Source organism: Spiroplasma endosymbiont of Panzeria rudis (assembly GCF_964019705.1).
GTDB lineage: Bacteria > Bacillota_I > Bacilli_A > Mycoplasmatales > VBWQ01 > Spiroplasma_E > Spiroplasma_E ixodetis_A.
In genome coordinates this window covers 902746-925817 of record NZ_OZ026460.1, presented here as the reverse complement: position 1 = coordinate 925817, position 23072 = coordinate 902746, and the positions used below count along the sequence as shown (strand labels likewise).

The 23072-nt window shown below is 25.2% G+C and carries 24 protein-coding genes; 11 read left to right on the top strand and 13 right to left on the bottom strand.

What is annotated here, in order from left to right:
• Positions 1-43: 43 nt before the first annotated feature.
• The 8 genes from AACK89_RS05255 to AACK89_RS05220 all read right to left on the bottom strand — a co-directional run bounded on the left by AACK89_RS05255 (position 44) and on the right by AACK89_RS05220 (position 6035).
• Entirely contained in the window at positions 44-466 is a 423-nt protein-coding gene (locus AACK89_RS05255) for a transposase family protein (protein ID WP_338979293.1), read from the bottom strand.
• 2 nt (positions 467-468) lie between these two features.
• Positions 469-861: a transposase family protein gene (locus AACK89_RS05250; protein ID WP_338977723.1), complete on the bottom strand. Its 393-nt coding sequence runs from the start codon at positions 859-861 to the stop codon at positions 469-471.
• 189 nt (positions 862-1050) lie between these two features.
• Positions 1051-1446, bottom strand: a complete 396-nt coding sequence (locus AACK89_RS05245; RefSeq protein WP_338977721.1) for a hypothetical protein — start codon at positions 1444-1446, stop codon at positions 1051-1053.
• A 182-nt stretch (positions 1447-1628) separates the two neighbouring features.
• Positions 1629-2633 (bottom strand): NAD(P)-dependent oxidoreductase, encoded by a 1005-nt coding sequence (locus tag AACK89_RS05240; RefSeq protein WP_338977719.1) that lies wholly within the window; start codon positions 2631-2633, stop codon positions 1629-1631.
• Positions 2634-2763: 130 nt separating this feature from the next.
• Positions 2764-3873: an AEC family transporter gene (locus AACK89_RS05235; protein WP_338976166.1), complete on the bottom strand. Its 1110-nt coding sequence runs from the start codon at positions 3871-3873 to the stop codon at positions 2764-2766.
• 181 nt (positions 3874-4054) lie between these two features.
• The gene (locus AACK89_RS05230; protein WP_338977718.1) at positions 4055-4684 is read right to left on the bottom strand and encodes a hypothetical protein; all 630 of its coding nucleotides are present in this window, start codon (positions 4682-4684) and stop codon (positions 4055-4057) included.
• Positions 4685-5061: 377 nt separating this feature from the next.
• Positions 5062-5310: a hypothetical protein gene (locus AACK89_RS05225; protein WP_338977716.1), complete on the bottom strand. Its 249-nt coding sequence runs from the start codon at positions 5308-5310 to the stop codon at positions 5062-5064.
• A 122-nt stretch (positions 5311-5432) separates the two neighbouring features.
• Entirely contained in the window at positions 5433-6035 is a 603-nt protein-coding gene (locus AACK89_RS05220) for a hypothetical protein (protein ID WP_338977715.1), read from the bottom strand.
• A 513-nt stretch (positions 6036-6548) separates the two neighbouring features.
• Between AACK89_RS05220 and AACK89_RS05215 the strand changes: the two genes are divergently transcribed.
• The 3 genes from AACK89_RS05215 to AACK89_RS05205 are packed head-to-tail and all read left to right on the top strand — an operon-like array spanning position 6549 to position 10541.
• Positions 6549-8099, top strand: coding sequence for a hypothetical protein (locus AACK89_RS05215; RefSeq protein WP_338977714.1), 1551 nt, complete (start codon positions 6549-6551; stop codon positions 8097-8099).
• A gap of 43 nt (positions 8100-8142) precedes the next feature.
• Positions 8143-9153 (top strand): hypothetical protein, encoded by a 1011-nt coding sequence (locus AACK89_RS05210; protein ID WP_338977710.1) that lies wholly within the window; start codon positions 8143-8145, stop codon positions 9151-9153.
• Positions 9154-9179: 26 nt separating this feature from the next.
• Positions 9180-10541: a Sapep family Mn(2+)-dependent dipeptidase gene (locus AACK89_RS05205; protein WP_338977708.1), complete on the top strand. Its 1362-nt coding sequence runs from the start codon at positions 9180-9182 to the stop codon at positions 10539-10541.
• Positions 10542-10593: 52 nt separating this feature from the next.
• Here AACK89_RS05205 and AACK89_RS05200 read toward each other — a convergent pair whose 3' ends face one another.
• Positions 10594-11754 carry a hypothetical protein gene (locus AACK89_RS05200; RefSeq protein ID WP_338976157.1) on the bottom strand — a complete coding sequence of 387 codons (1161 nt, stop codon included), beginning with the start codon at positions 11752-11754 and terminating at the stop codon, positions 10594-10596.
• Positions 11755-11994: 240 nt separating this feature from the next.
• Here AACK89_RS05200 and mnmA point away from each other — a divergent pair, with 240 nt between their 5' ends.
• The 4 genes from mnmA to AACK89_RS05180 all read left to right on the top strand — a co-directional run bounded on the left by mnmA (position 11995) and on the right by AACK89_RS05180 (position 14146).
• Entirely contained in the window at positions 11995-13110 is a 1116-nt protein-coding gene (mnmA, locus tag AACK89_RS05195; RefSeq protein ID WP_338977705.1) for a tRNA 2-thiouridine(34) synthase MnmA, read from the top strand.
• 197 nt (positions 13111-13307) lie between these two features.
• Entirely contained in the window at positions 13308-13556 is a 249-nt protein-coding gene (locus AACK89_RS05190; protein WP_338977703.1) for a hypothetical protein, read from the top strand.
• Positions 13557-13625: 69 nt separating this feature from the next.
• On the top strand, positions 13626-13904 hold the full coding sequence (locus tag AACK89_RS05185) for a transposase (RefSeq protein ID WP_338977702.1): 279 nt from the start codon (positions 13626-13628) through the stop codon (positions 13902-13904).
• Between the two features lie 41 nt (positions 13905-13945).
• A complete protein-coding gene (locus AACK89_RS05180; protein ID WP_338977700.1) occupies positions 13946-14146 on the top strand; it encodes a hypothetical protein in 201 nt (66 codons plus the stop codon).
• A gap of 30 nt (positions 14147-14176) precedes the next feature.
• On the opposite strand, the gene AACK89_RS05175 is transcribed toward AACK89_RS05180, so the two are convergent.
• The 3 genes from AACK89_RS05175 to AACK89_RS05165 form a co-directional block, all read right to left on the bottom strand.
• Entirely contained in the window at positions 14177-15415 is a 1239-nt protein-coding gene (locus AACK89_RS05175; protein ID WP_281749630.1) for an IS256 family transposase, read from the bottom strand.
• Positions 15416-15607: 192 nt separating this feature from the next.
• Positions 15608-16120, bottom strand: coding sequence for a hypothetical protein (locus tag AACK89_RS05170; protein WP_281747851.1), 513 nt, complete (start codon positions 16118-16120; stop codon positions 15608-15610).
• A 75-nt stretch (positions 16121-16195) separates the two neighbouring features.
• On the bottom strand, positions 16196-16549 hold the full coding sequence (locus AACK89_RS05165) for a hypothetical protein (protein WP_338973908.1): 354 nt from the start codon (positions 16547-16549) through the stop codon (positions 16196-16198).
• A gap of 105 nt (positions 16550-16654) precedes the next feature.
• Here AACK89_RS05165 and AACK89_RS05160 point away from each other — a divergent pair.
• Positions 16655-17775, top strand: a protein-coding gene (locus AACK89_RS05160; RefSeq protein ID WP_338977698.1) for an IS3 family transposase whose coding sequence is annotated in 2 segments (ribosomal slippage) — positions 16655-16898 and positions 16898-17775 — 1122 coding nt in all. Because the reading frame shifts where the segments join, the coding sequence is not laid out codon by codon here.
• Between the two features lie 181 nt (positions 17776-17956).
• A complete protein-coding gene (locus AACK89_RS05155; RefSeq protein ID WP_338973909.1) occupies positions 17957-18148 on the top strand; it encodes a hypothetical protein in 192 nt (63 codons plus the stop codon).
• Between the two features lie 80 nt (positions 18149-18228).
• Here the strand turns inward: AACK89_RS05155 and lepA are convergent, their stop codons facing one another.
• Positions 18229-20037 (bottom strand): translation elongation factor 4, encoded by a 1809-nt coding sequence (gene lepA / locus AACK89_RS05150; protein ID WP_422397462.1) that lies wholly within the window; start codon positions 20035-20037, stop codon positions 18229-18231.
• Between the two features lie 307 nt (positions 20038-20344).
• On the opposite strand from lepA, the gene AACK89_RS05145 reads away from it, so the two are divergent.
• Together AACK89_RS05145 and AACK89_RS05140 are read left to right on the top strand one after the other, a co-directional pair.
• On the top strand, positions 20345-20713 hold the full coding sequence (locus AACK89_RS05145) for a transposase (RefSeq protein ID WP_338977694.1): 369 nt from the start codon (positions 20345-20347) through the stop codon (positions 20711-20713).
• A gap of 485 nt (positions 20714-21198) precedes the next feature.
• Entirely contained in the window at positions 21199-23010 is a 1812-nt protein-coding gene (locus AACK89_RS05140) for a PTS transporter subunit EIIC (RefSeq protein WP_338975477.1), read from the top strand.
• Positions 23011-23072: the final 62 nt, after the last annotated feature.

Sequence of the window (23072 nt, the reverse complement as noted above, 5' to 3'; positions counted from 1 at the left end):
TTATTTTAAAGTAATAAATTTAAAAAATAGACTTGGTGCAAAACTAACTTAATTCAAAATTATATATTCCTGCTATTAAATTAAATCTTAAAGTAAATCTTCGTATTTTATTTCGATATTTTAAAGTTAAAATTTTAAAACGTTTTAGTTTAGCAAATACGTGTTCAATTTTAATTCTAATTTTACTTAAAGTTTTATTGTATTCTTTTTGAATGGGTATTAATGGATAATATTTACTTTTTTTAAATGGCAAAAATGTATTTTTATGAATATTTTGTAAACCTTGATATCCTGAATCAACAAAAACTTGTTTTTCTGAATGAATAAAAGTTTTAGATTTTAAAAATAATTTAAAATCATGAATGCTTCCAAGACAAAAAGCAGTTGAAATAATTTTTCCATTGGAAATATCAATAATGATTTGAGATTTTAGAGAATGATGTTTCTTTTTACCTGAAAAAAGTAATTTTAGTTTTTTTTAATTCTTTCAATTGGAGTTTCAGTAGCATCAATAGCTAATAAACTATTATTAGTTGCTTTATTTTTGGTTAAATCTTTTTTGCCAGATAAATTAAAAACTCCACTTTTTATTAAAATATTTTCAATTCAAAAAATATTACGAATGCAACTAGTATGACTAATATTATATCTTTTTGCAATAAGTCTATAACTACTATACTCTTTTCAATATTCTAAAGTCATTAATAAACGCTCTTCAATTACAAGTTTATTTTTTCTACCACCATAATATTTTTGTTTAGATTCAGTAATTTTTAAAATTTCAACCATTTTATGAAATGTTTGTGGTTTTATGCCCACTAAATTATAAAATTCCTTATCATCTTTATATTTTTCCAACATAATAACTATCACCTTTAATATTAATAATAATCGTTAAATCGTTAAAATTAAAGGTTTTGCACCAAGTCTAATATATTTTATTTTTTAGTAAAGAAGAAATTGATATGTTTTAATAAATTACCTTTTACATTGTTGATGTATTAGAATTGTATACACTTGTTGAAGAATATAAATTTTCTAAATTTGAATTTATAATTTTTTTGAATCTTCAAAATCTAATTTTTGCTCTTCTTGTTTTTCATCATCTTTTTTTGCTAACATTTGAGTTATTTCAAAACCACCACCGATAGCACCACTAATGGCACCAACAGCAACTCCCCCAGCAACTAAACCAATAATAGTAGGAGCACCAAGAATAGCAACTCCTCCGGCTGCACAAGTAATAGAGGCCACATTAGTAGCAACATTAGCAACCGTAGAAGCAACTAAATTAACAGACGCAACACCAATACCAACAACTTTTGCAGCACCAGTAATAACTCCAATAGTGCTACCCGCTGAAGCACCCACTGCAATAAGTTCAATGGGAGTAACATTATTTTTTACTTTATTATTTAATTTTTCTCTTTTTTCTATAATGAACATATCTTTTAATCTTTCTTATTTGAAATTTAGAATAAAAAACCTATTTACTTTATTTTAAAGTAAATAGGTAAAAAACTTATATTAAGTTTGATGTTATTATAACATAATAGATCAGTATATTTTAAAATTTATATTACCTTTTTCATATACAGTATGTAAAATAACTATAATCAATTATTAAATTAAATTTTATTTTTACATTCTTGACCAGATAAAATTACTTTTAAATTTTCATAAGTAATTTCAATCATATTTTTAATAGCTTCATCAGTATACGATCCAATATGTGGTGTCACAATAATACGCGGATATAATGATAATAATTTATTTGTAATATTATCGGGAGTTGGTTTTCCAGCAAAATCTTTGAAAAAAACTTTGCTTTCATTTTCTAAAACATCCAAACCAACACCTTTTAAATGACCACTTTTAACTGCATCATAAACTGCTTGTAAATCCATTAATTCACCACGAGCTACATTAATTAAAACTGATCCAGGCTTCATTTTTGCTAAAAAACTCTTGTCAACTAAATGATAATTTTCTTCTTTAATATATGGACAATGTAATGAAATTAAATCCGATTCTTTAAGTAAAGTTTTTAAATCACAATAAGTTAGAATACTTTTTGCTTGATCACTTTCATAAATATCATATCCCAATACCTTTGCTCCCATTCCATGTCATGCCTTAGCTGCTTGATAACCAATACGGCCAGTTCCAATAATACCTATTGTTGAATTACGAATTTCTTTGGCAAACATAAAATCATCAATTTTAAAATTATGATTTTGTTGATGATTAGCACTATAAAATAAATTTCGAAGTAAGCCGTTTCCCATACTTACTGCTAATTCACTAACAGCATTGGGCGAATAACCAGGTACATATGCCATTTCAAAACCTAATTCATGAGCTTTTTTTAAATCAATATGATTATAACCAACAGTTCTAGTTAATAAATATTTAACGCCATATTCTTTCATTTTTAATAAATTTTGCTCATAACAGTCACAATTAGCACGAACCATTACTGCTTCATGTCCCTTTGCCGTTTCAATATTATCCTTTGTTAAATACTCTTCAATTAACGTTAAATCATATCCATAATTTTTATTTAATGTTTCAAAAAAAAGCTTTTCTGTTTTACGAACACCATAACAAACCATTTTAATTTTTTTTGCCATATTTTTATTCCCTTTCTTTTGTTTATATTTTAACTAAATAACGGTGTTGCGCCAATCGCTGTAGTAATAATTACTCAAAATGGTAATGAAATAATTGAAAATAATGTAGCAATTAATGTTAAATTACTTGTTAACAATGGCTGTTTTTTATAAGCAATTGAATAGGCAACAATAACTGATGTTGGGGGGCTGCTAACATGATTACAATAACGCCTAATCCAACAGTATCTAATTTTCATGCTCCAGTTTCTTTTCCAATTGCCGCAACTGCACAAACTAATGCTAATCCAAATAATGGTGCAAAAATAATTTTCATTACCATTCCAAATCATACTTTTTTATCTTGTGCAGCATCTTTAAAATTACCTTTTGCTAAAGTAATTCCAATTGCCAATCATGCTAATGGCGTACATAATGCCTCTAAAGTTTTTGTTACTTTAAACAATGGTGGAAATGTATTATCTAATCGTAATGGTGAAAAATATTGACCACTAGTAATATCATTTTGATCAGGAACAATAGCAATTCCAGGAATTAATTGTGTAACTCAAAAAATAAATCCAACCATAGTTGCAATTAAAATTGGATTTAAAAAAATCTGCTTTACATTCTTTATTAAATTTTCTCTTTTTATTACTTTCATTTCTGATTTAATTTGTGCATATCCATCAGTATTTAGTTTTGTATCAACAATAAAATCAGCACCAGTTTGTCCTTTTGTTACTACTGCTGCTTTAATAGGTTTGCTCATTACAATAAACCCTAATGAATATAAAAATATTCGATATGGAATATTAAAAATATTAGCCGGTAAGGTGGCAGCTCCATTATCAAATAGTGCTGTTACTACAGGAATTCCAAAAAATGTTGTTGAAGCAAATACAGTACACATTGCTAATGTATCTTGAATATCCTTATCATATTTAATATAAAAATATTTAGCAACTATTCCCAGTATCATATAGAATAAAAAACCAACTAGTAAAATTGCAACTTGCGTTTTAACTTGCTCTGTTGTTGTATTTGTCATAAAACCATCAAAAGCTAAAGATGGTAAACCAACAACCATAACAATTTTAATTAAAACCGCTTCTCAGTCTTTTTTAAATGTCCCTCTCTTCGTTAAAAATCAACCTAAAAAAATTACAAATATCGTTGCTAAAATTGCACTTCAAAATCCTCAAGCTTTTAATGTATTTATAACAGCTTGACCAACATCAGCTTGTAAATAAAATTGCATATTTCTTTCTATTTCTCCCTTCTTTAATACTTTCTCCTTTCTCTAAAATCTAGGTATTTTGTAACTACTTATGTGTTATTATATAACTTTCAAATAAAAAATAAAACTAATTTACCAAATTTTCAATATTGTGTATAGAGTAATAAATTTGGTAAATTAAAGTTGTAATATTTTTTTAAAGTTACAGACCCATTCTTTTCATAGTTCTAGCTGGTGATTTTTGTCTATTATCTTCTTCTGGAATAAATCCATTTACTCTAGTTTCACTAGTTTCTTTTTCTAACTCTTTTAGTTTATTTTTTCATTCTTGAAATTCTGATCATATTTCTTTTGTTTTTTCTTCGGATTCAATTTGATACTTTTCTTTTTTATTTTCAGTAAAAACATCTTTTATTTTTTTTATATGTTTAGGTTCTAAATATTTTGAAAATGCAATATTTTCTTGTCATTTTTCGTTTCATTTATTGATTGATTGGTAATATTTTTTTGAAAATTTATTTCTTTTAAATTTTCGATTTAATTCTTTTTTGCAAGTTTCAAAAGTTTTTGATTCATTTTTTTCTCTAGTTTGTAGCAAACAGTTTAAAATTCTTTCTTCTATTACTTCTTTTGAATTTAAAGATATGTCTTTTAAATATTGAACTTCTTCTTCTAAATTATTTGATCTATTTTCTAGTTCTTTTATTTTTTGTTCTAATTCAAGTTGATACTTGTCTTTTACAATTGAAGACATTACTGGTCTTAATTTTTTAGCACATTCACATAAAATTTTGTAACAAATACCAGCAATAGTAAAAGGTAATCAACCCATAATAGCACTTGACACAACAAATGTACTAATTATTGGTGTGATAATTATTTTAGCAATAGGAGATGTGGCACCCCACGCAATAAAAAATATTAAATCATGAAAAATCTTTCATATAAACCTTTTAAAAATTCAATATTTATCTTGTACTTCTTCTGTAATATTATCTTGTTTTTGATTTGTAATAGTTCTTACAAATTCTAAAAATGGTGTTCTAATGATAGTTGTATGTTTAGATTCTTTTTTTATAAGCTTTGCATTATTTTTAATTTCATTTAAAAATTGCTTATAACGTAAATGTCTAATTTGTTGAACAATTTCATTTTTTTCAAAATAAATTAATAATTCTCAAACTTTTTTTCTTTTATCATCATATAATCTTAATAAAAAAAAGTTTTATCTTCTCTTTTTATTATTTCATCATAAATAAAATAATCTTCATTTTGTTTCTTAATAATTGTTCTAAATTGAAAACATTTTTTATATTTTTCATCAAAATGATTTTCAAATTTACATGTTTCACCATGATGTCAATTTTGATGACACCTAATAAAATTTTTAGTAAATCATGTTAAATCTGCTACATTTCTTAATTCTTCTTCAATAATAGTTTTTGTTTGTAAACTCATTTTGATTCCCCCTTATTTAAATAAAAACCCATTATTTTAAAAATAAAAAACAATAGGTTTATTTAGTTTACACTTATTTTTGCTAAAGTTTTAAAATTATGCAATAAACTTTTTAATATTTTTTACAAGTTTGGTAAATTTAATTTAGATTTAACTGTTGATGATTGAGTTTGTAAATCAATTGCGTTGATATCTTTTTTTTCAATGTCATCAAAATCACTATCACATTCTAAATTACTTTCTAATTCATTAATTTTGTATTTTAATCTTTCTGCCAAATTCATATTGGAACTTTCAATATCATTTATTTTAAATCATTTTCCATCAAATAGTAATTCATATACTATTGTTTCTTCAGATTTATCATTTGTATTTAATAAACCAGAATAATTAGATTCCTCTTTATTTGGATTTTTCAAAGTAACACTTAATTTATACATGCCAAATGATAAACATAGTTCATCAAGGGGTAAAGAAATATTTTTAGTTCAAATTATTTGCTTAGAATCTTTATTAATACAGTTCAATACTACTGATTGTAAACATTCTTTTTCTAATCCTAATAATTGCTTTGAAATAGTTATTTCTGTTGTTAATTCTTTACGAAATACTTGTGTTGCTGCTACTCAAAGTATTTTTAACGCAGCCGCTTTTTTATTAGGTGATGTTTTTAACTTTAATCTATCTAAATGACTAATCTTTGTTTGACTTTTTTCTTTATTCATAAATTTTCTCCATTCAAATTAATAATCTTATTTAATTTTATTATATGACCAAGTTCTCCATTAATGCCTAATATTTTAACTATTAATAAATTCATTATTTAAATAACATAGTTATTCGAAAATTATTATTTTTATTTATTTTACTGTTTTATTTAACATATCTTTTTATCTTCCTTTTCTCTAAAACTTTAATTTAATAAAAATTCCTAATATAGATAAATTTCTATATTAGGAATTAACTTTATTAAATTAGTAATTAAAATTATAGTTTATTTTTTTAGTCTATCAATAAATATGCTTGTTACTAATTTTATTAACACTATAAAATGTAAGTAAATATTATAATCTTAATAAAAAGACTTTCATTTTATTTAAAAAACCAATATTAATTAGAATAATATATTAATATTATTCATTTTTCCAGTCCAATTAATTACACGACATTATCTTAATTTTTAATTTGATATAATTATAAAAAGAGTAAGTATATTAAAAATAGATTGGGGTATTTTTATGATAGAGGAAATAAATTCTAGTTCAATGAAAGAACCAAAAATTTATCGTATTGGTCTATATAGCAAATTAACAATTCTTATTAATGGTCTTCTAATTACTACAAGTTTAATGATAGGTTGGGCTTTATGAGCAACTATTGGTCGAGATGCAGTTGATAACTATATTAAATGATTCAATAATCCACAACAGCCTAATTCTAATTTACAAATTAGTTTCAATATAATAAGTATTATTGTTTTCATAGTTTCTGGTTTATCTTTAGCATTAGTAGTCGTACCTTTTATTTTTTTAAAAACTAAAAATAGTGTATCAGCACTTTTTTGTTTAATAAGTTTTATTTTTTCAGCAATATTTGTTATCTTTCTTATTGTATTTTTTATTTTTAGATTTAAAACTTTTACTTTCTTAGCTAATAAAAAAGACGGCGAAATAATAAATACAACTGGTAACTTTCTAATAACTTTTTTACCATGAATGTTGGCTGAGCTATTTGCAATACTTTTATTAATCCACAGTCTTTGATTAATTATTAATATTACCTCTAAATACAAATCAAATACACTATTAATGCCTATTGCTAAACCAAAAGCAAAACAAGAAACAGTAATAGCAAAACAAGAAGTTGATGATACGATAACGCTTCCTAACGTCGTACCAATACCAGTAACTCAAAATAATGAAGAACAACAAATAGCAAACCAAGAAACTAACAATACTGTTCTTAAGCAAGATCTAACACAAGAAAAAATAATCACTAACCCTTCAACAGCAACTGTCCATTATACTAATCATGAACTATCACAAACACCAACGCAAGGTGCCTATCATGCCGAAACTGTTTCACCAACACCAGGTACTCTTACTAATCTTAAATCCGAATCTATTACAAATGAAGAAGAAATAAATGATAATATTGAAAATATAACAATATATTCAGAACCAACAGTTGAAAAAACAAGTGTAGAAGATACAACAATATATTCAAAATCACCAACAACAGAAAGTAATATTAATACCGAAACTAATTACCAACCAAAAAATCAAGGTGGTTTTGATGTTAAAGACAGTAGTTATTCTGAATCTGAAACATCTAATTTTAATGAACAAGCAACAACAATAACTGTTGAAGAAACACAACCAATAATAGAGAAAACAAACACAAAAACAAAAAAAGAAACAATCGAAGTGCAAAAAGTTACTACTCACCATTGAACATTAGAACAAATTGAAGCTGTTTGAGAAAAAGCGGAAATAATTGATGGTGTTAGTGATAAATTATATCGTAAAGATTATAGTGGTGCTTGAATGTTTCGTGATTCATTTACCACTGATTATAGCGCAGCAGATAACTTAGAAACTTACTCTTGAACTATTGTTCTACATCGTCCTACTAGTCAACAAGGAACAACTGAATTATATAATCTAGATCCAATGAATATTGTTAATGCAAAAAGTAAAGGTGAAAATTACCCTTCTTGAAAAACTAAAATTTCTTCAAAAGGAAATAAAAATATTGCGAAAGAACAACATTGAAAAGCAAGAACATAATAAATATAATAGTAATTTAAAATAAATATAGTATCATTTATTTATGAATACACAAACTACTATTGAACATTTATATATAGAAATACCTAATTTTAAACATGAAGTAAATACTAACTATTCTTATTTTATAGAAAGTATTAAAAAAGAATTAACAAATATAATAAATAAATACCAATTAAACTTAAAAACAATTTATCTTGCTAACAAAAATAAGTCAGTTTTACCAATTATTTTTTTAGAACAATTATTAATACTACTTAAACCATTGACAACCACTATCAAAGAATACAACTTTGAATGTACTATTAATAATACTAATTTCACAACTCTACAATTATTTTCCAAATTTCAAATTAATCGTTTAATTTGAAAAATAATTAGTTTTCAAAATCAATTAAATAACAAATTTAATTATCAACAAAGTATAAAAATTATTAATGATGCTATTAACTTAAAAATTAATAATTTCTCAATTAATTTAAAATATAATCTTCCTCATCAAACAGTAATTGATGTTAATAATGATTTACAAATATGTATGCAATTAAAAACACCTCATATTAGCTATGATAGTTATAATCACAAACAAAATCTTACTATTAAAAGATACATTAATAATTTCTTAAAAAAACACAAATATGATAACTATGAATACTATAGTTATAGTAAAAATACTAATAATCAATCAAAATATATTATTGCATATTGTTTATTAGAAAACTATTATGGAATTGGTCCAAATGCTGTTTCATATATTAAAACAGAAGATAAAGCAATAATAATTACTAATAGCAATAACATTAATAATAACAATCAAAAAAATAGTATCTTATCAACAAATGAAATTTTAATCCAAAAATTAATACAAGGTTTATTACTAAAAAAGGGAATAAAATTTAACAAAAGTGATAACATTCTAGAGCAGCCACTGATTAGTAAATTAATCAAAAATAAACAAATAAAAATAAAAAATAATCATTTATCTTGCACAAATAGTTCCTGATTATTGTTAAATGATTTAATAGTTGATATTATAACTAATACTACTATTTAAATTTATATATCAAGGAGTGAATAAATATGAAATTCAATGAAAAATTGTTAAAAGAAAAATATTTTCCTCAAGCACTAACAAAAATAAAAGAAATTGTTAAAATTCAATCATATGCTCAACCACCCACAACAACAGCACCTTATGGGCCTGGTGTTAAAGAAGTATTAGATTATGCTATTAATTTAGGGCAAGAATTAGGTTTTAAAACTTATCGTGACAAAAACAATAAATATGGATATTTAGAATATGGTGAGGGTAAAGAAATATTTGCCATATTAGGTCATCTTGATATTGTACCACCAGGTAATTTAGAAGAATGAAAAATTTCACCTTTTTCGCCAGAAATTATTAATGATATTTTATATGGACGAGGTGTATTAGATGATAAAGGTCCAACAATTATTATTCTATACTGTTTAAAATATTTAAAAGATCATGGTTATCAACCAAATCGTCGAATTAGAGTTATCTTTGGTTTAACTGAAGAAACAACATGAGATTCAATTAACACATATATGAAGCAAGAAGGTACTCCAACTTTTGGTTTTACTCCTGATGGTATGTTTCCGCTAGTATATGCTGAAAAAGGAATTATTAACTTAGATATTATTGGTATAGGTCATAAATCCATTGTTATTAATGCAGGTGATGCTTACAATGTCACTTGTTCTACTAGTAATATTAATGGTGTTGATATTGAATCATTTGTTAAAATTGGGAAAAATAAGAACTATCGAATTGAAAATAATAATCAACAAATTACCATTCATGGTAAACCAGCACATGGGTCACGACCAGATGAAGGAATTAATGCAGGATTAAGAAGTTTATTAATTTTAAATGAACTTAAAGTTGAACACAATCTAATTAAATTTGTTGGTGATATTTTACAAGAAGATACTGCTTTAACAAAATATTTTGGTGATTTAGATGATGAATCTGGAAGTTTTACTATTAATGTTGGCATCGTTGAAATTAATAGCAAAAATTCAAAATTAGGATGTAATATCCGTATTCCAGTTAAAACTGATTTACAAGAAATTTTAAATAGATTAACAAAAATATTAAAACCTTATAATTTAACAATAAAACAACAACATTATGATAAACCATTATATATGCCACAAGAATCAACAATTGTTATTAAATTAATGGAAATTTATCAAGAAGTTACTGGTGATAAAAAAGCAAAACCATTTGCAATTGGTGGTGGAACTTATGCTAGAGCAATGCCAAATTGTGTAGCATTTGGTGCAATATTTGATCATACTAACTCAACTGAACATCAATATAATGAATGTATTAAAGTTGACGAATTATGAAAATCAATGTTAATTTATGTACGTGCTATTAGTACACTGGGAAGTTTAGAAATTGGTAAATTATAAAAAAAGTTAGAATAGTTTATTCTAACTTTTTTTATTTTCATTCAAATAAATTTTATGCAATTGAAGGATTTCTAGGACAACCACCAAATGCAGGACCATTAATACTATTAATAACACTCACCAATTCATCATTAAAGTTATTAGTTAATTGTCGTTCATCACTACTATTAATACTCATATAATTACTATTAGTTACTATTTCCTCTAATTCATTATTTGGAGTAGACTTAAAAAATTTCTGTCATTGTTTTTTAGCATATTTATTTAATACTTTATTACCAATAGTATCATTGATAATTAAACCAAACATAATAGCAAACATTGGAACTTGAAAAAATGTAGATTCAAATTCTGGTAATCTATCAGCAGTATACATAACAGCTGCAGTTTTAATTGCATTATCTATTATAGTTGCTATTACCATTGCTGTTAAATAACCACCACTTTTTAAAAGACTCATACATTTTGATTGTTGAGAAAATAATGATTCTAACTCATCATTTTCATTAATATTATTATTTAAACAATTAAAATATCTTTTGAAAGCAAACCACATATGTGTTTTTGTTAAATATTCTATACCCTTATCTATTAAGATAGAAGTATAACATAAAACTTCTGCTCGTATAATTGTTGATAAAATATTTGGTCCATAAATAATTTTACTTCAATATTCAGCTAAACTAGTTAAAGAACCAACTGAATACATACTAGAAGCAGTAATCATAAAATGATTCGAAATTCAATATCCAACTTTTGCTATTAGCATTTTTCCAAAAATAGATGTTTTTGAAAGACATGAATAACCTTCTTCAACACCAATTTCGGAATATAAAGATAAAAGTGGACTCATTTCTTGATCAGCAGTTCTATTAAATACTGTTCTTCCTTCTTGTCAAATTTTTTCTGCTCCCCATTTTCATAAATTCATTGCTTGTGTACTAATTACCAATTGTACTGGAGTTACTCCAAAATCAACTAAATTATTTAAAGGATTTACTTTATTTCAATCAAATGATCCAATACTAGTAACTGCTACCTGAAATACTCGTTGTACAGTTTTCAAACCAACTGCTGCTGTTAATAAACCAGCTGTTCCAATTATTTTTTTAGTATCTGATCATATTAAACTACTTCAACTATTATTAATAGTATTTGCTTCTATATTACTATCTATATCATTATTTATTAATAACTCTTCTTCTTGTGGCATTTTTTCTCTTCTCTCTATTTCTTTATTAAAACATAAAAAACACATTAGTAACAAACTTTACAAAAGTGGTTATAAACCATATTTTGTTAAATTGCTTTTATGTGTTTTAACATTAGTATAAAGGATTATCACTTAATAATCAATATGTAAATTCAATAATTTAAAAATATTTATTTGGGTATTTATTATGTATTTGTTACAATTATTAAGCATTTATGAAAAGTACTAAGGAGTAATAAAATGACAGAAAAAAAACGCATTGTTGTTGGTATGAGTGGTGGAGTTGATTCATCAGTAACAGCAGCACTTTTACAAGCAGAAGGCCATGAAGTTATTGGTCTTTTTATGCGTAATTGAGATTCACTTTTAAATAATGATTTACAAGGTAACAATAATCAAGATATTTGTCCACAAGAACAAGATTATCTTGATGCTTTAGCTGTTTGCCAAAAATTAAATATTAAATTAGAAAGAATTGATTTTGTCAAGGAATATTGAGATAATGTTTTTACTTATTTTCTTGAAGAATTTAAAAAAAGCCGTACTCCCAATCCCGATATTTTATGTAACAAATATATTAAATTCGATGCTTTTTTAAAATATACACAAAAAAATTTACAAACAGATTATATTGCAATGGGGCACTATGCACGAATTAACTACAACCCAATTACTAAACAATATCAGTTATTAAAAGGAATTGATGATAATAAGGATCAAAGTTATTTTTTATGTCAATTAACACAAAAACAATTAAAATATAGTTTATTTCCTTTAGGTAATAAAACTAAAACTGAAGTTAGGGAATTAGCAAAAATATATAATTTACCAACAGCAACAAAAAAAGATTCTACTGGCATATGTTTTATTGGTAATCGTAATTTTCAAACATTTTTAACAAATTATTTACCAGCTAATCCGGGCAAAATTGTTGATATTAATACCAAAACTACTATTGGTAATCACAATGGTGTTTACTACTATACACTTGGCCAAAGAAAAGGTATTAATCTTTCAGGAATGAAAGTTCCGTATTTTGTTGTTGAAAAAGATGTTACTAATAATATCCTTTATGTTGCTAATGATAATGAAAATAAATGACTAATGAATAGCGGTTGTACTGTTAAATCATTGAATTGAATTAATAATAGTACATTAAAAAACTCTTTAAAATGTAATGCAAAATTTCGCTATCGTCAATCTGATGTTGCTGTTATTATTAATTTTATTAATAATGATGAAATTAAGGTTGAATTTTCAGAAAAGATACGCGCTATTACGCCTGGTCAAACCGCTGTTTTTTATGATGGTGATATTTGTCTTGGTGGTGGAGTTATTGACCAAATATTTCGCTAATCAATTATTAAAAAACTAATATAAATAATAAAATTTTAATTACATATTTTTTTATAATTTTCAAGATTCAAAAATTACTATTAAACTATTTTTTTAGTTTTTAGATACTTTTATTGCATTTTCTTTTTTACGTTCTTAAAATATAAAATAACCTATTATTATAAAAGTTATAGAAAAAAACAAAAAGGAGAGTTTTAATGAAAAAAATATTAACAATATTAACTACCTTAGCATCTACAATAACTATTGAAAATTGTATTAGTAATTTTAACTTAAGGACAATCACATTACAAAATGATTGTTTTAAAAAAAATGTTCATCAAAGCAATAATGATTTTATTTTTTCTGATTTATATAAAAATAATAAAGGCGAAATATATTCAATAACTAATGATGGTATTTATAAATATACTAATGATAAAAATACATTCATAAAAATTGGATAGGTTACACTTTATTGGACACTAATTACGTAGACAAGTGAACAAATTAGTTAAAAGAAAGGAACTATAATTATGGCCAATATTAACTCATATACCGATGAATTTAAAAAACAAATAGTAGCTTTATATCAAAGCGGTAAGTCAGTGTCTTGTCTTGCTAAAGAGTACAATGTTACAAGAGCAGCTACTTATAATTGAATTAAGCAATTTACTAATTCAGGCAGTTTTAAAACTAAAGATAATCGTTCTATTGAAGAAAATGAATTAATTAAATTAAGAAAAGAATTAAAACAGTTACGAATGGAAAATGATATTTTAAAGCAAGCAGCACTAATAATAGGCAGAAAATAGAAATTATTGCTAAAAATAAAGTTAAATATAAAATTCGCACAATGTGTCGTTTTTTAAAACTTTCTAAATCAACATATTATTTTAATTTAAAGGAAAAAGAAAAAAAACAAAATAATATTTATGATGAAGCTGTTATTAGTGCTTTTAAAGAAAATAAAGAAGTTTATGGAACAAGAAGATTAAAAGTTGTTCTAAAAGAAAAGAATATTTATTTGTCACGCAGAAAAATTGAGGCTTTTTAATAATCTGTGTATCTTTGTTTTACAAAGTTACTAATTTAGATTAATTCTGTCTTCAAATTTTATCATAAAATGAGCAATTGCTGTATTTCAATTTTGAATAGGCAATGTTCATTTTTTTGTTATATTTTCAATTGCCAAGTAAAATATTTTGAAAACTGCCATATCATTAGGAAAAACTTTTTTATTTCTGATGATTTTTCGTAATTGACTATTAACAGATTCAATAGCATTTGTAGTATAAATCACTCTTTTGATTTCTACTGGATAACTAATAAAAACCATTAAATTATCTCAATTTTTATATCAAGATTTAGTAATTTGAGGATATTGTTTATTTCATTTACTTTCAAACGATTCTAAAGCTTGCATTGCTTGTTCTTCACTACATGCACTATAAATTGGTTTTAAATCTGCAACTAGACCTTTTCGATGTTTGTATGAAACATATTTTAAACTATTTCTAATTTGATGAACAATGCATAATTGATGTTCTGTTTTAGGATAAACTGATTGTATTGCTTCTGACATGCCTGTTAAATTATCACTACAAGCAATAAGAATATCATTTAAGCCACGATTTTTCATTTCTGTGAAATTAGATAATCAAAACTTAGAACCTTCATTTTCACTAATTCATAATCCTAAAACATCTTTTTTGCCTTCTAAATCAACTCCTAATGCTATATAAACTGATTTGTTAATAATCCGTTTATCTTGTCGTACTTTAACTACTATACAATCAAAATAAACAATAGGATAAATACTTTCTAATGGTCGATTTTGTCATGCTTTAACATCATCAATAACATCATCAGTAATTTGACTAATAACACTTTCACTAATATCAGCACCATGATATAACTCTTGCAACTGCATTCTAATGTCAGATAATGTCATTCCTTTTGCATACAAGGAAAGAACTTGTTGATCAAAACCATCAAATCTTCTTTGCCTTTTAGGAACTATTACAGGAGTAAAATTACTATTGCGATCTCTTGGTACATCAATTTCAATTTTACCTTGTTGAGTTATTAATTTTTTTGAACTTGTACCATTACGAGCATTTTCAGTAGTACTATGTTGATTTTTTTCATATCCTAAATAATTTTGCATTTCAGAATTCAACATTTTTTCAACTAATCTTTTTGTTAATTCTTTATATAAACCGCCAGGTTTAAAAACTGTTGTTAAATCTTCAGTATTTTCTAGTAATAAATCTACTGCTTTTGATATTGGATCATTATTATTAAAGTTATCTTTTTTAGCCATCTGTAACTCACTCTTTCTAGTCATTTAATTATATTTACTAGAATTAATTAAACATAGTTATTTTTGTAAGTTACACAGATTACTAAACATTTCCTTTTTATAATTTTGTTTATTCATAAAACATCTCTAATATTTTATTAGAGATGTTTTTAAAAATACTTTAATTTATTATATTTTTACATATATTAAAACTTATATATTTGCTTGTAAATTTGATTTATATAAAAAACTATTACTATTTTTTAACTTTAATTTTATTTCATTAAAAAAATCAAATTTTTCTTTTTCTTTATAATCATTAGAAAATATTTCTAAAGTTTCAGCATCAGATTTTTCATAAAAATGATATATATTATTGAATACTTGCTCTTGTGTTTCTTCTTCTTTTATTACTCGATATATAAAATTAAGAACTGAACACATTTTTCGATATTTATTATCTTTTCTTAAAGCATTATTAAATTTTTCTTTTTGTTTAGTATTCATTTTGGATATTTTAGAACTATTTTTAACGTTTGTTATATCAATTTCTTCATCCACTAAATAAACTACTTGATCTAAAAAATTTAATACTAATTCATCTACATCTTTTGATTTATATTTTTTTAAGGTTTCTAAATAAGTATCTGCTAAATTAATTGCTAATAAATTTAAAAAATTATTTAAAACTTTTGTTTTTAAATTTTTATTGATATTTAAATCCATTATCAAAACTCCTTAAAATCACCTTCAATAGAGTGATTATATCAATTTTAACCTCATATTTTTGTAAATACAATATTACTTTATTTTTTTACCTTTAATTCGTTTTCTTTTAAGTTCTAATTCTAATTTAGGATTATTATCATGTTTTAAATAATAATTTTGTCTATTTATAATTAATTTATTTTCTAATATTAACCCTAATCTTTTAGTTTTTTCTTCAGCTAATTCTTTTTGTAATTTTCTGTCTTTTTCATTTTCAAGTGATTCATGTTTAAATCTAGAATCTTGTAAATCTTTTTCATGTTGTCTTTGCTTTTCTTTATCAATTAATTTTGCTTCAATCTTAGCTCTATTTTCTATATACTTTTTAATACTTTTAAAAATAGAAATTGGGTTCAAACAATCAATTATTTTTAATAAAATTTTCACATAACCCCCTACTCCCCATTTAAGTAATTTGGATGGGTTACACTTTATTGGACACTAATTACGTAGACAAGTGAACAAATTAGTGAAAAGAAAGGAACTATAATTATGGCCAATATTAACTCATATTCAGATGAATTTAAAAAACAAATAGTAGCTTTATATCAAAGTGGTAAGTCAGTGTCTTGTCTTGCTAAAGAGTACAATGTTACAAGAGCAGCTACTTACAATTGAATTAAGCAATTTACTAATTCAGGCAGTTTTAAAACTAAAGATAATCGTTCTGTTGAAGAAAATGAATTAATTAAATTAAGAAAAGAATTAAAACAGTTACGAATGGAAAATGACATTTTAAAGCAAGCAGCACTAATAATAGGCAGAAAATAGAAATTATTGCTAAAAATAAAGTTAAATATAAAATTCGTAAAATGTGTCGTTTTTTAAAAATTTCTAAATCAACATATTATTTTAATTTAAATAAAAAAGAAGATAAAATTAAAAATAATATGTATGATGAAGCTGTTATTAGTGCTTTTAAAGAAAATAAAGAAGTTTATGGAACAAGAAGATTAAAAGTTGTTCTAGAAAATAAAGGAATTTATTTATCAAGACGAAAAATTAAAAAAATTATGAATAAACATAATTTAATATCAAAATACACTAAATTATCATTCAAAAATCATAATAACAGAGTTAATAATAGTCAAGTAACAAATCTTGTTAATAGAAATTTTAATAATAGGGTTAAAAATGAAGTTATTGTCAGTGATTTAACTTATGTTCAAGTTAATGGCAAATGAAACTATATTTGCCTATTAATAGACTTATTTAACCGCGAAATTATTGGACATAGTGTTGGATTTAAAAAAGATGCATCATTAGTATATCAAGCATTTATGCAATCAAATCGCTGTTTAAAAAATATACAAATATTTCATAGTGATCGCGGTAATGAATTTAATAATAAAATTATTAATAATCTTTTATTAGCATTCAACATTAATCGTTCTTTAAGCAAAAAAGGTTGTCCTTATGACAATGCTGTTGCTGAAGCAACTTTCAAAACTTTTAAGACCGAATTTATCAATGATAAAAATTTTACATCATTAATCCAATTAAAATTAGAATTATTTGATTATATCAATTGATACAACAACATAAGAATCCACAGCACTTTAAACTACTTAACCCCCATTAAATATCAAACACAAATGTCCACCAAAAAATAGTCCTAAAAAGGGTTGCCATTCCAAATTATTATTAATATACTTATTATAAATTAAAATTTTATCAATTTCTTAGGGAATTGTTTTTTTATTATATCATTTTATTTATAATTTTTATAAATAAAATGATATAATCAAAAATATAAATAAATTATTTATAAAACTTTGAAATGGGGAATATAAAATGATTAATAACATAAAAAATATGATTAAAAATTACTCTAGAGAAATTGAGTGTCACGCAATAATTAAAAATAATTTAGAAAATAATCAGTCAAAAACTCAAGAAAATTTAATTAATATTGAAATGCAAAAAAATTACATCAAAATTAAAATGGAAATAATTGCAGAATTAAAAAAAATACTATATATTTAACATAAAATTGTGAGAAATCTGATTTTAATCTAAAAATATGATTTATAAAAATACAAATCAAATATATATATACATTTTTTTTAATTTTCTTCATCTATTTTTAAAACAGCACGAAATGCTTCTGGTGGTAATTCAACATTACCAATCGATTTCATTTTTTTCTTTCCTTCTTTTTGTTTTTCTAAAAGTTTTCTTTTTCTTGTAATATCACCACCATAACATTTAGCAATAACATCTTTTCTAACTGCTTGCACAGTTTGACGAGCAATAATTTTATTATTAATAGCAGCCTGAATAGCAACTTCAAAATTTTGTTTCGGAATTAATTTTTTTAATTTTTCACATAAAACACGCCCACGATCATAAGCAAAATCCTTATGAACAATAACAGATAATGCATCAACAATATTACCTGCTAATAAAATATCCATTTTCACTAATTTACTTTCCTGATAACCAATTAACTCATAATCTAATGAAGCATAACCTTTTGATATTGATTTTAATTTATCAAAAAAATCAATGACAATTTCATTCAGTGGCATATTATAAATAAGAGTTCTTCGTAAATTATCAGCATATTTTAGATCTAAATAAGTTCCGCGTTTATCCTGACATAATTGCATCAATGCACCAACATATTGTTCTGGTGTCATTATTGTTACTTGTACAAATGGTTCTTCTACACTTTTAATTGTTTGCACAGTTGGTCATTTTGCTGGATTATCAATTATTAACTTTTCACCATTAGTTAAATTTACTTCATAAATTACAGAAGGAGCTGTTGAAATTAAAACTAAATTATATTCACGCTCTAAACGCTCTTGAATAACATCCATATGTAATAACCCTAAAAAACCACAACGAAAACCAAAACCTAATGCTTGTGATGTTTCAGCAGTAAAAATTAATGAGGCATCCGATAATTGAATTTTATATAATGCATCCTTTAATTCTTGATATTTATTAGTATCAATTGGATATAAACCACAATAAACCATTGGTTTTAAAGTTTTATAACCTGGTAATGGTGCATCAGCAGGATTAATAACACTAGTAATCGTATCACCAACATGAATATCACTAATTATTTTAATTGCACCACTAATTCAACCAACTTCACCAGCTGTTAACATTTCTCTCTTTTCTTCTTTTGGTGTGCGTACTCCTAATTCAGTAATTTCATATTCAGCACCAGTTGACATCATTCTTACTTTATCACCAACTTTAATTACACCAGTTTTGATTCTAATAAATGCCATCACTCCACGATATTTATCATATAATGAATCAAAAATTAAAGCACGTAATGGTTCATTATCGTCAGCATCAATTGGATAAGGAATATATTTAATAACTGCTTCTAAAACATCGCGAATATTAATACCTGTTTTTGCAGAAATTAAAGGCGCATAATCAGCAGGTAAACCCAATACTTTTTCAATTTCTTCTTTAACTTTTTCTGGTTCAGCACTTGGTAAATCTATTTTATTAATAACAGGAATAATTTCTAAGTCATTATCTAATGCTAAATATACATTTGCTAAAGTTTGTGCTTCAATACCCTGAGCAGCATCAACTACTAAAATGGCACCCTCACATGCTGCTAAACTACGCGATACTTCATAAGTAAAGTCAACATGACCTGGAGTATCAATTAAGTGAAGCAAATAAGTATGACCATCTAATGATTGATATTTAAGCTGTACACTATTTAGTTTAATTGTAATGCCACGTTCACGTTCTAAATCCAGTGAATCTAACAATTGATTTTTCATTTCCCTTTTTGAAACGGCATTAGTTAATTCTAAAATACGATCAGCCAAAGTTGATTTACCATGATCAATATGGGCAATAATTGAAAAATTTCTAATGTATTTTTTATCGATACTCATAATATTATTTATTCACCTATCTTTTGCTTATAAACTATTTACTATGTTTTAGTATATCAAAGTTTAAATAAAATTAAATCGAAAGTTGCAGATAATCTTATAAATATAATTAAACTATCACTTAACAATATATGAAAAGATATATACATAAATAACTAGTTTTTAAAATCATGTAAAATTATAATAACAAAAAATAAAGGAGGGAGGGTGTTAGTAATATGAAAATGGATAGGTTACACTTTATTGGACACTAATTACGTAGACAAGTGAACAAATTAGTTAAAAGAAAGGAACTATAATTATGGCCAATATTAACTCATATACCGATGAATTTAAAAAACAAATAGTAGCTTTATATCAAAGCGGTAAGTCAGTGTCTTGTCTTGCTAAAGAGTACAATGTTACAAGAGCAGCTACTTATAATTGAATTAAGCAATTTACTAATTCAGGCAGTTTTAAAACTAAAGATAATCGTTCTATTGAAGAAAATGAATTTGAACAATCACAAGCATTAGATTTTACTGTTGATGATATTAGAGCAGTAGGATTAGATAAGTTGGATAATATATTACAAACTGAAAAGAAAGAAACTGAAAATGCTGTATGCCGTACTTGTTATTATAGAAATAAATATTCTAAGAAAAATAAGAAAAATGTTAAAATAGAGTAAACCTATATTATTGGTCGAAGCCAACCAGAACCTTGGTTGGTTGGCCGTGGCGTTTACGCCACTGGGGTGAGTTGCGAAGCAACTAGGGGCAAAGCCCCTATATACTTGTTAAGATAAAAAACTAATGATTAGAAAGTGTAAATGATTATGCTAAATTTTTTAACATTAGAATCGCACAATAAAAGTTTATCAACATCGGCAATGTGAATAATGTTTATCATTGGTTTGATTTGTGTTGGTATTATTTTTCTTGTGTTTTTTTTATTTAAAAGAAAATTACGTAAAGAAAGGAGCCTGATTAACGAGCAATTTTTATTTAAACCAAAAAAAGTTACATATCAAGTTTTTCATTTTTGAAATAAAGCTCTTTATATATTTTTAATGTTTTGTGCAACAGTTGGTGCCATTGTGCTATTATCAGTTTCAATAAGTTCAATGTTTTAATTTTGAAAAATTAAGAAAAAGTTTTAGGAAGGGGTTAAAATATGGGTTTAGTTTTCTGAAAAAAACATAAAGAAAAAAATCAAACAAAAAATAGTAATATTGAATTAAAAACCTCAAAAGAAAAAAGTCCTTGAAATAATGTTTTAAAATTTTTACAAGACTTAGGTAAAGCATTACAGTTTCCAATCGCAGTATTACCATTCGCTGCTATTTTAAACAGATTTGGAGCATTAGGACTTACATTTACTACTACAACTGATGCTGGTGTTATGCATGTTACTAATGAAGTGGGTTATTGAATTTCATATATTATTCAACAACCAGGAAAAATAGTATTTGATAATTTACCATTATTATTTGCTTTGGGTTTAGCATTTGGTTTAGCTAAAGATCATCGTGGTGAAGCTGCATTAGTTGGAGCAGTATTTTATTTAGCAATAGCTGCAATGACGTCAATTGAACACTCATTACCAGAAATGTTATATAAAAATGTTTTAACTTTTACATCAAGTAAAGGTGAAAAATTTTCGTCATTATTTTATGTAGAAGAATTTGGAACAGATGGTAAAACTATTATCGGTGGTATTTATGTATTAAACATTGGTGTTTTTGGTGGAATTGTAGCGGGGTGTTTATCTGCAGTTTTATATAATAAATATAAAGAAATCAAACTTCCTCAAGCGTTATCATTCTTTGGTGGTAGAAGATTTGCACCAATGGTGGCTTTAGCAATAACTATTCCCACTGCTTTGGCATTTGCTATTGTTTGACCATGAATTCAATTAGTATTAATGAAATTTGGTCAATTAGTTGCTAATCCAAATAATCCAGCAGTTGCTATTCCAGGAACAGCTGTTTATGGAATATTAAATCGTTTATTATTACCTTTTGGATTACATCAAATCTTAAATACTTTTTTTTGATTTCAATTACCAATTAATGGTCAGATAATATCTCCAATTACAGGTGCTGCATCTGGAACAACAGAATGAGTAAATGGAGACATTAATGCTTTTACTAGAGGTATTGAAGGATCTGGATTTTTTCAATCAGGTTTCTTTCCTATTATGATGGGTGGTATTCCCGCTGCTGCCTTAGCTATGATTATGGCAGCTAAAAAAGAAAATAGAAAAATGGTATCAGGATTTTTAGGAGGAGTTGCTTTAGTTTCTTTTATTAGTGGAATCACTGAACCCATTGAATTTTCATTTGTATTTATTGCCCCATTATTATTGGTAATTCATGCCTTATTAACAGGGATATTTATTGCAATAACGACAGCATTGCATATCCAAGTTGGTTTTGGTTTTAGTGCTGGAATTATTGACTATTGCATTTCTTTTGCTCAATCATGAGGATTTGCTAATCATGCTACTGGTGCTTATCATATTACTTCAAATCCACTATGAGTATTATTATTAATTGTGGCTGCTGGTGGAGTTTATTTTATTGTATTTTATACATTAATTACTAAAATGAATATTGAAACACCAGGAAGAGAAGAAGATTTTGGTGTTGAAGAAAGTAAAGTAACAACAAAATCAGAGTTAAGCAATAAAAATCTTAAAAGTGATAAATATACACTAATGGCAACAAAATTAATTGAAGCAATTGGTGCAGATAATTTTGTTGAAATTGATAATTGTGCTACTAGGTTACGTTTGATTGTTAAAGATACATCACGTGTTAATTTGGCAAAAGTTAAGGCCGCAGGAGCATTTGGTACTAAAATTTTGAGTAAAGAAGCTTTGCAAATTGTTATTGGTACCGATGTTGAACATGTAGCCAATGCAATAAAGGCACAGTTACAAAATTCAGCAACTTTGAATATTAAAGCTAAAGTTAATCTATAATTGAAAGTGATTATTACAATATAATATTAAAGCTACTAGAGCTCATATAACTATTTAATAGC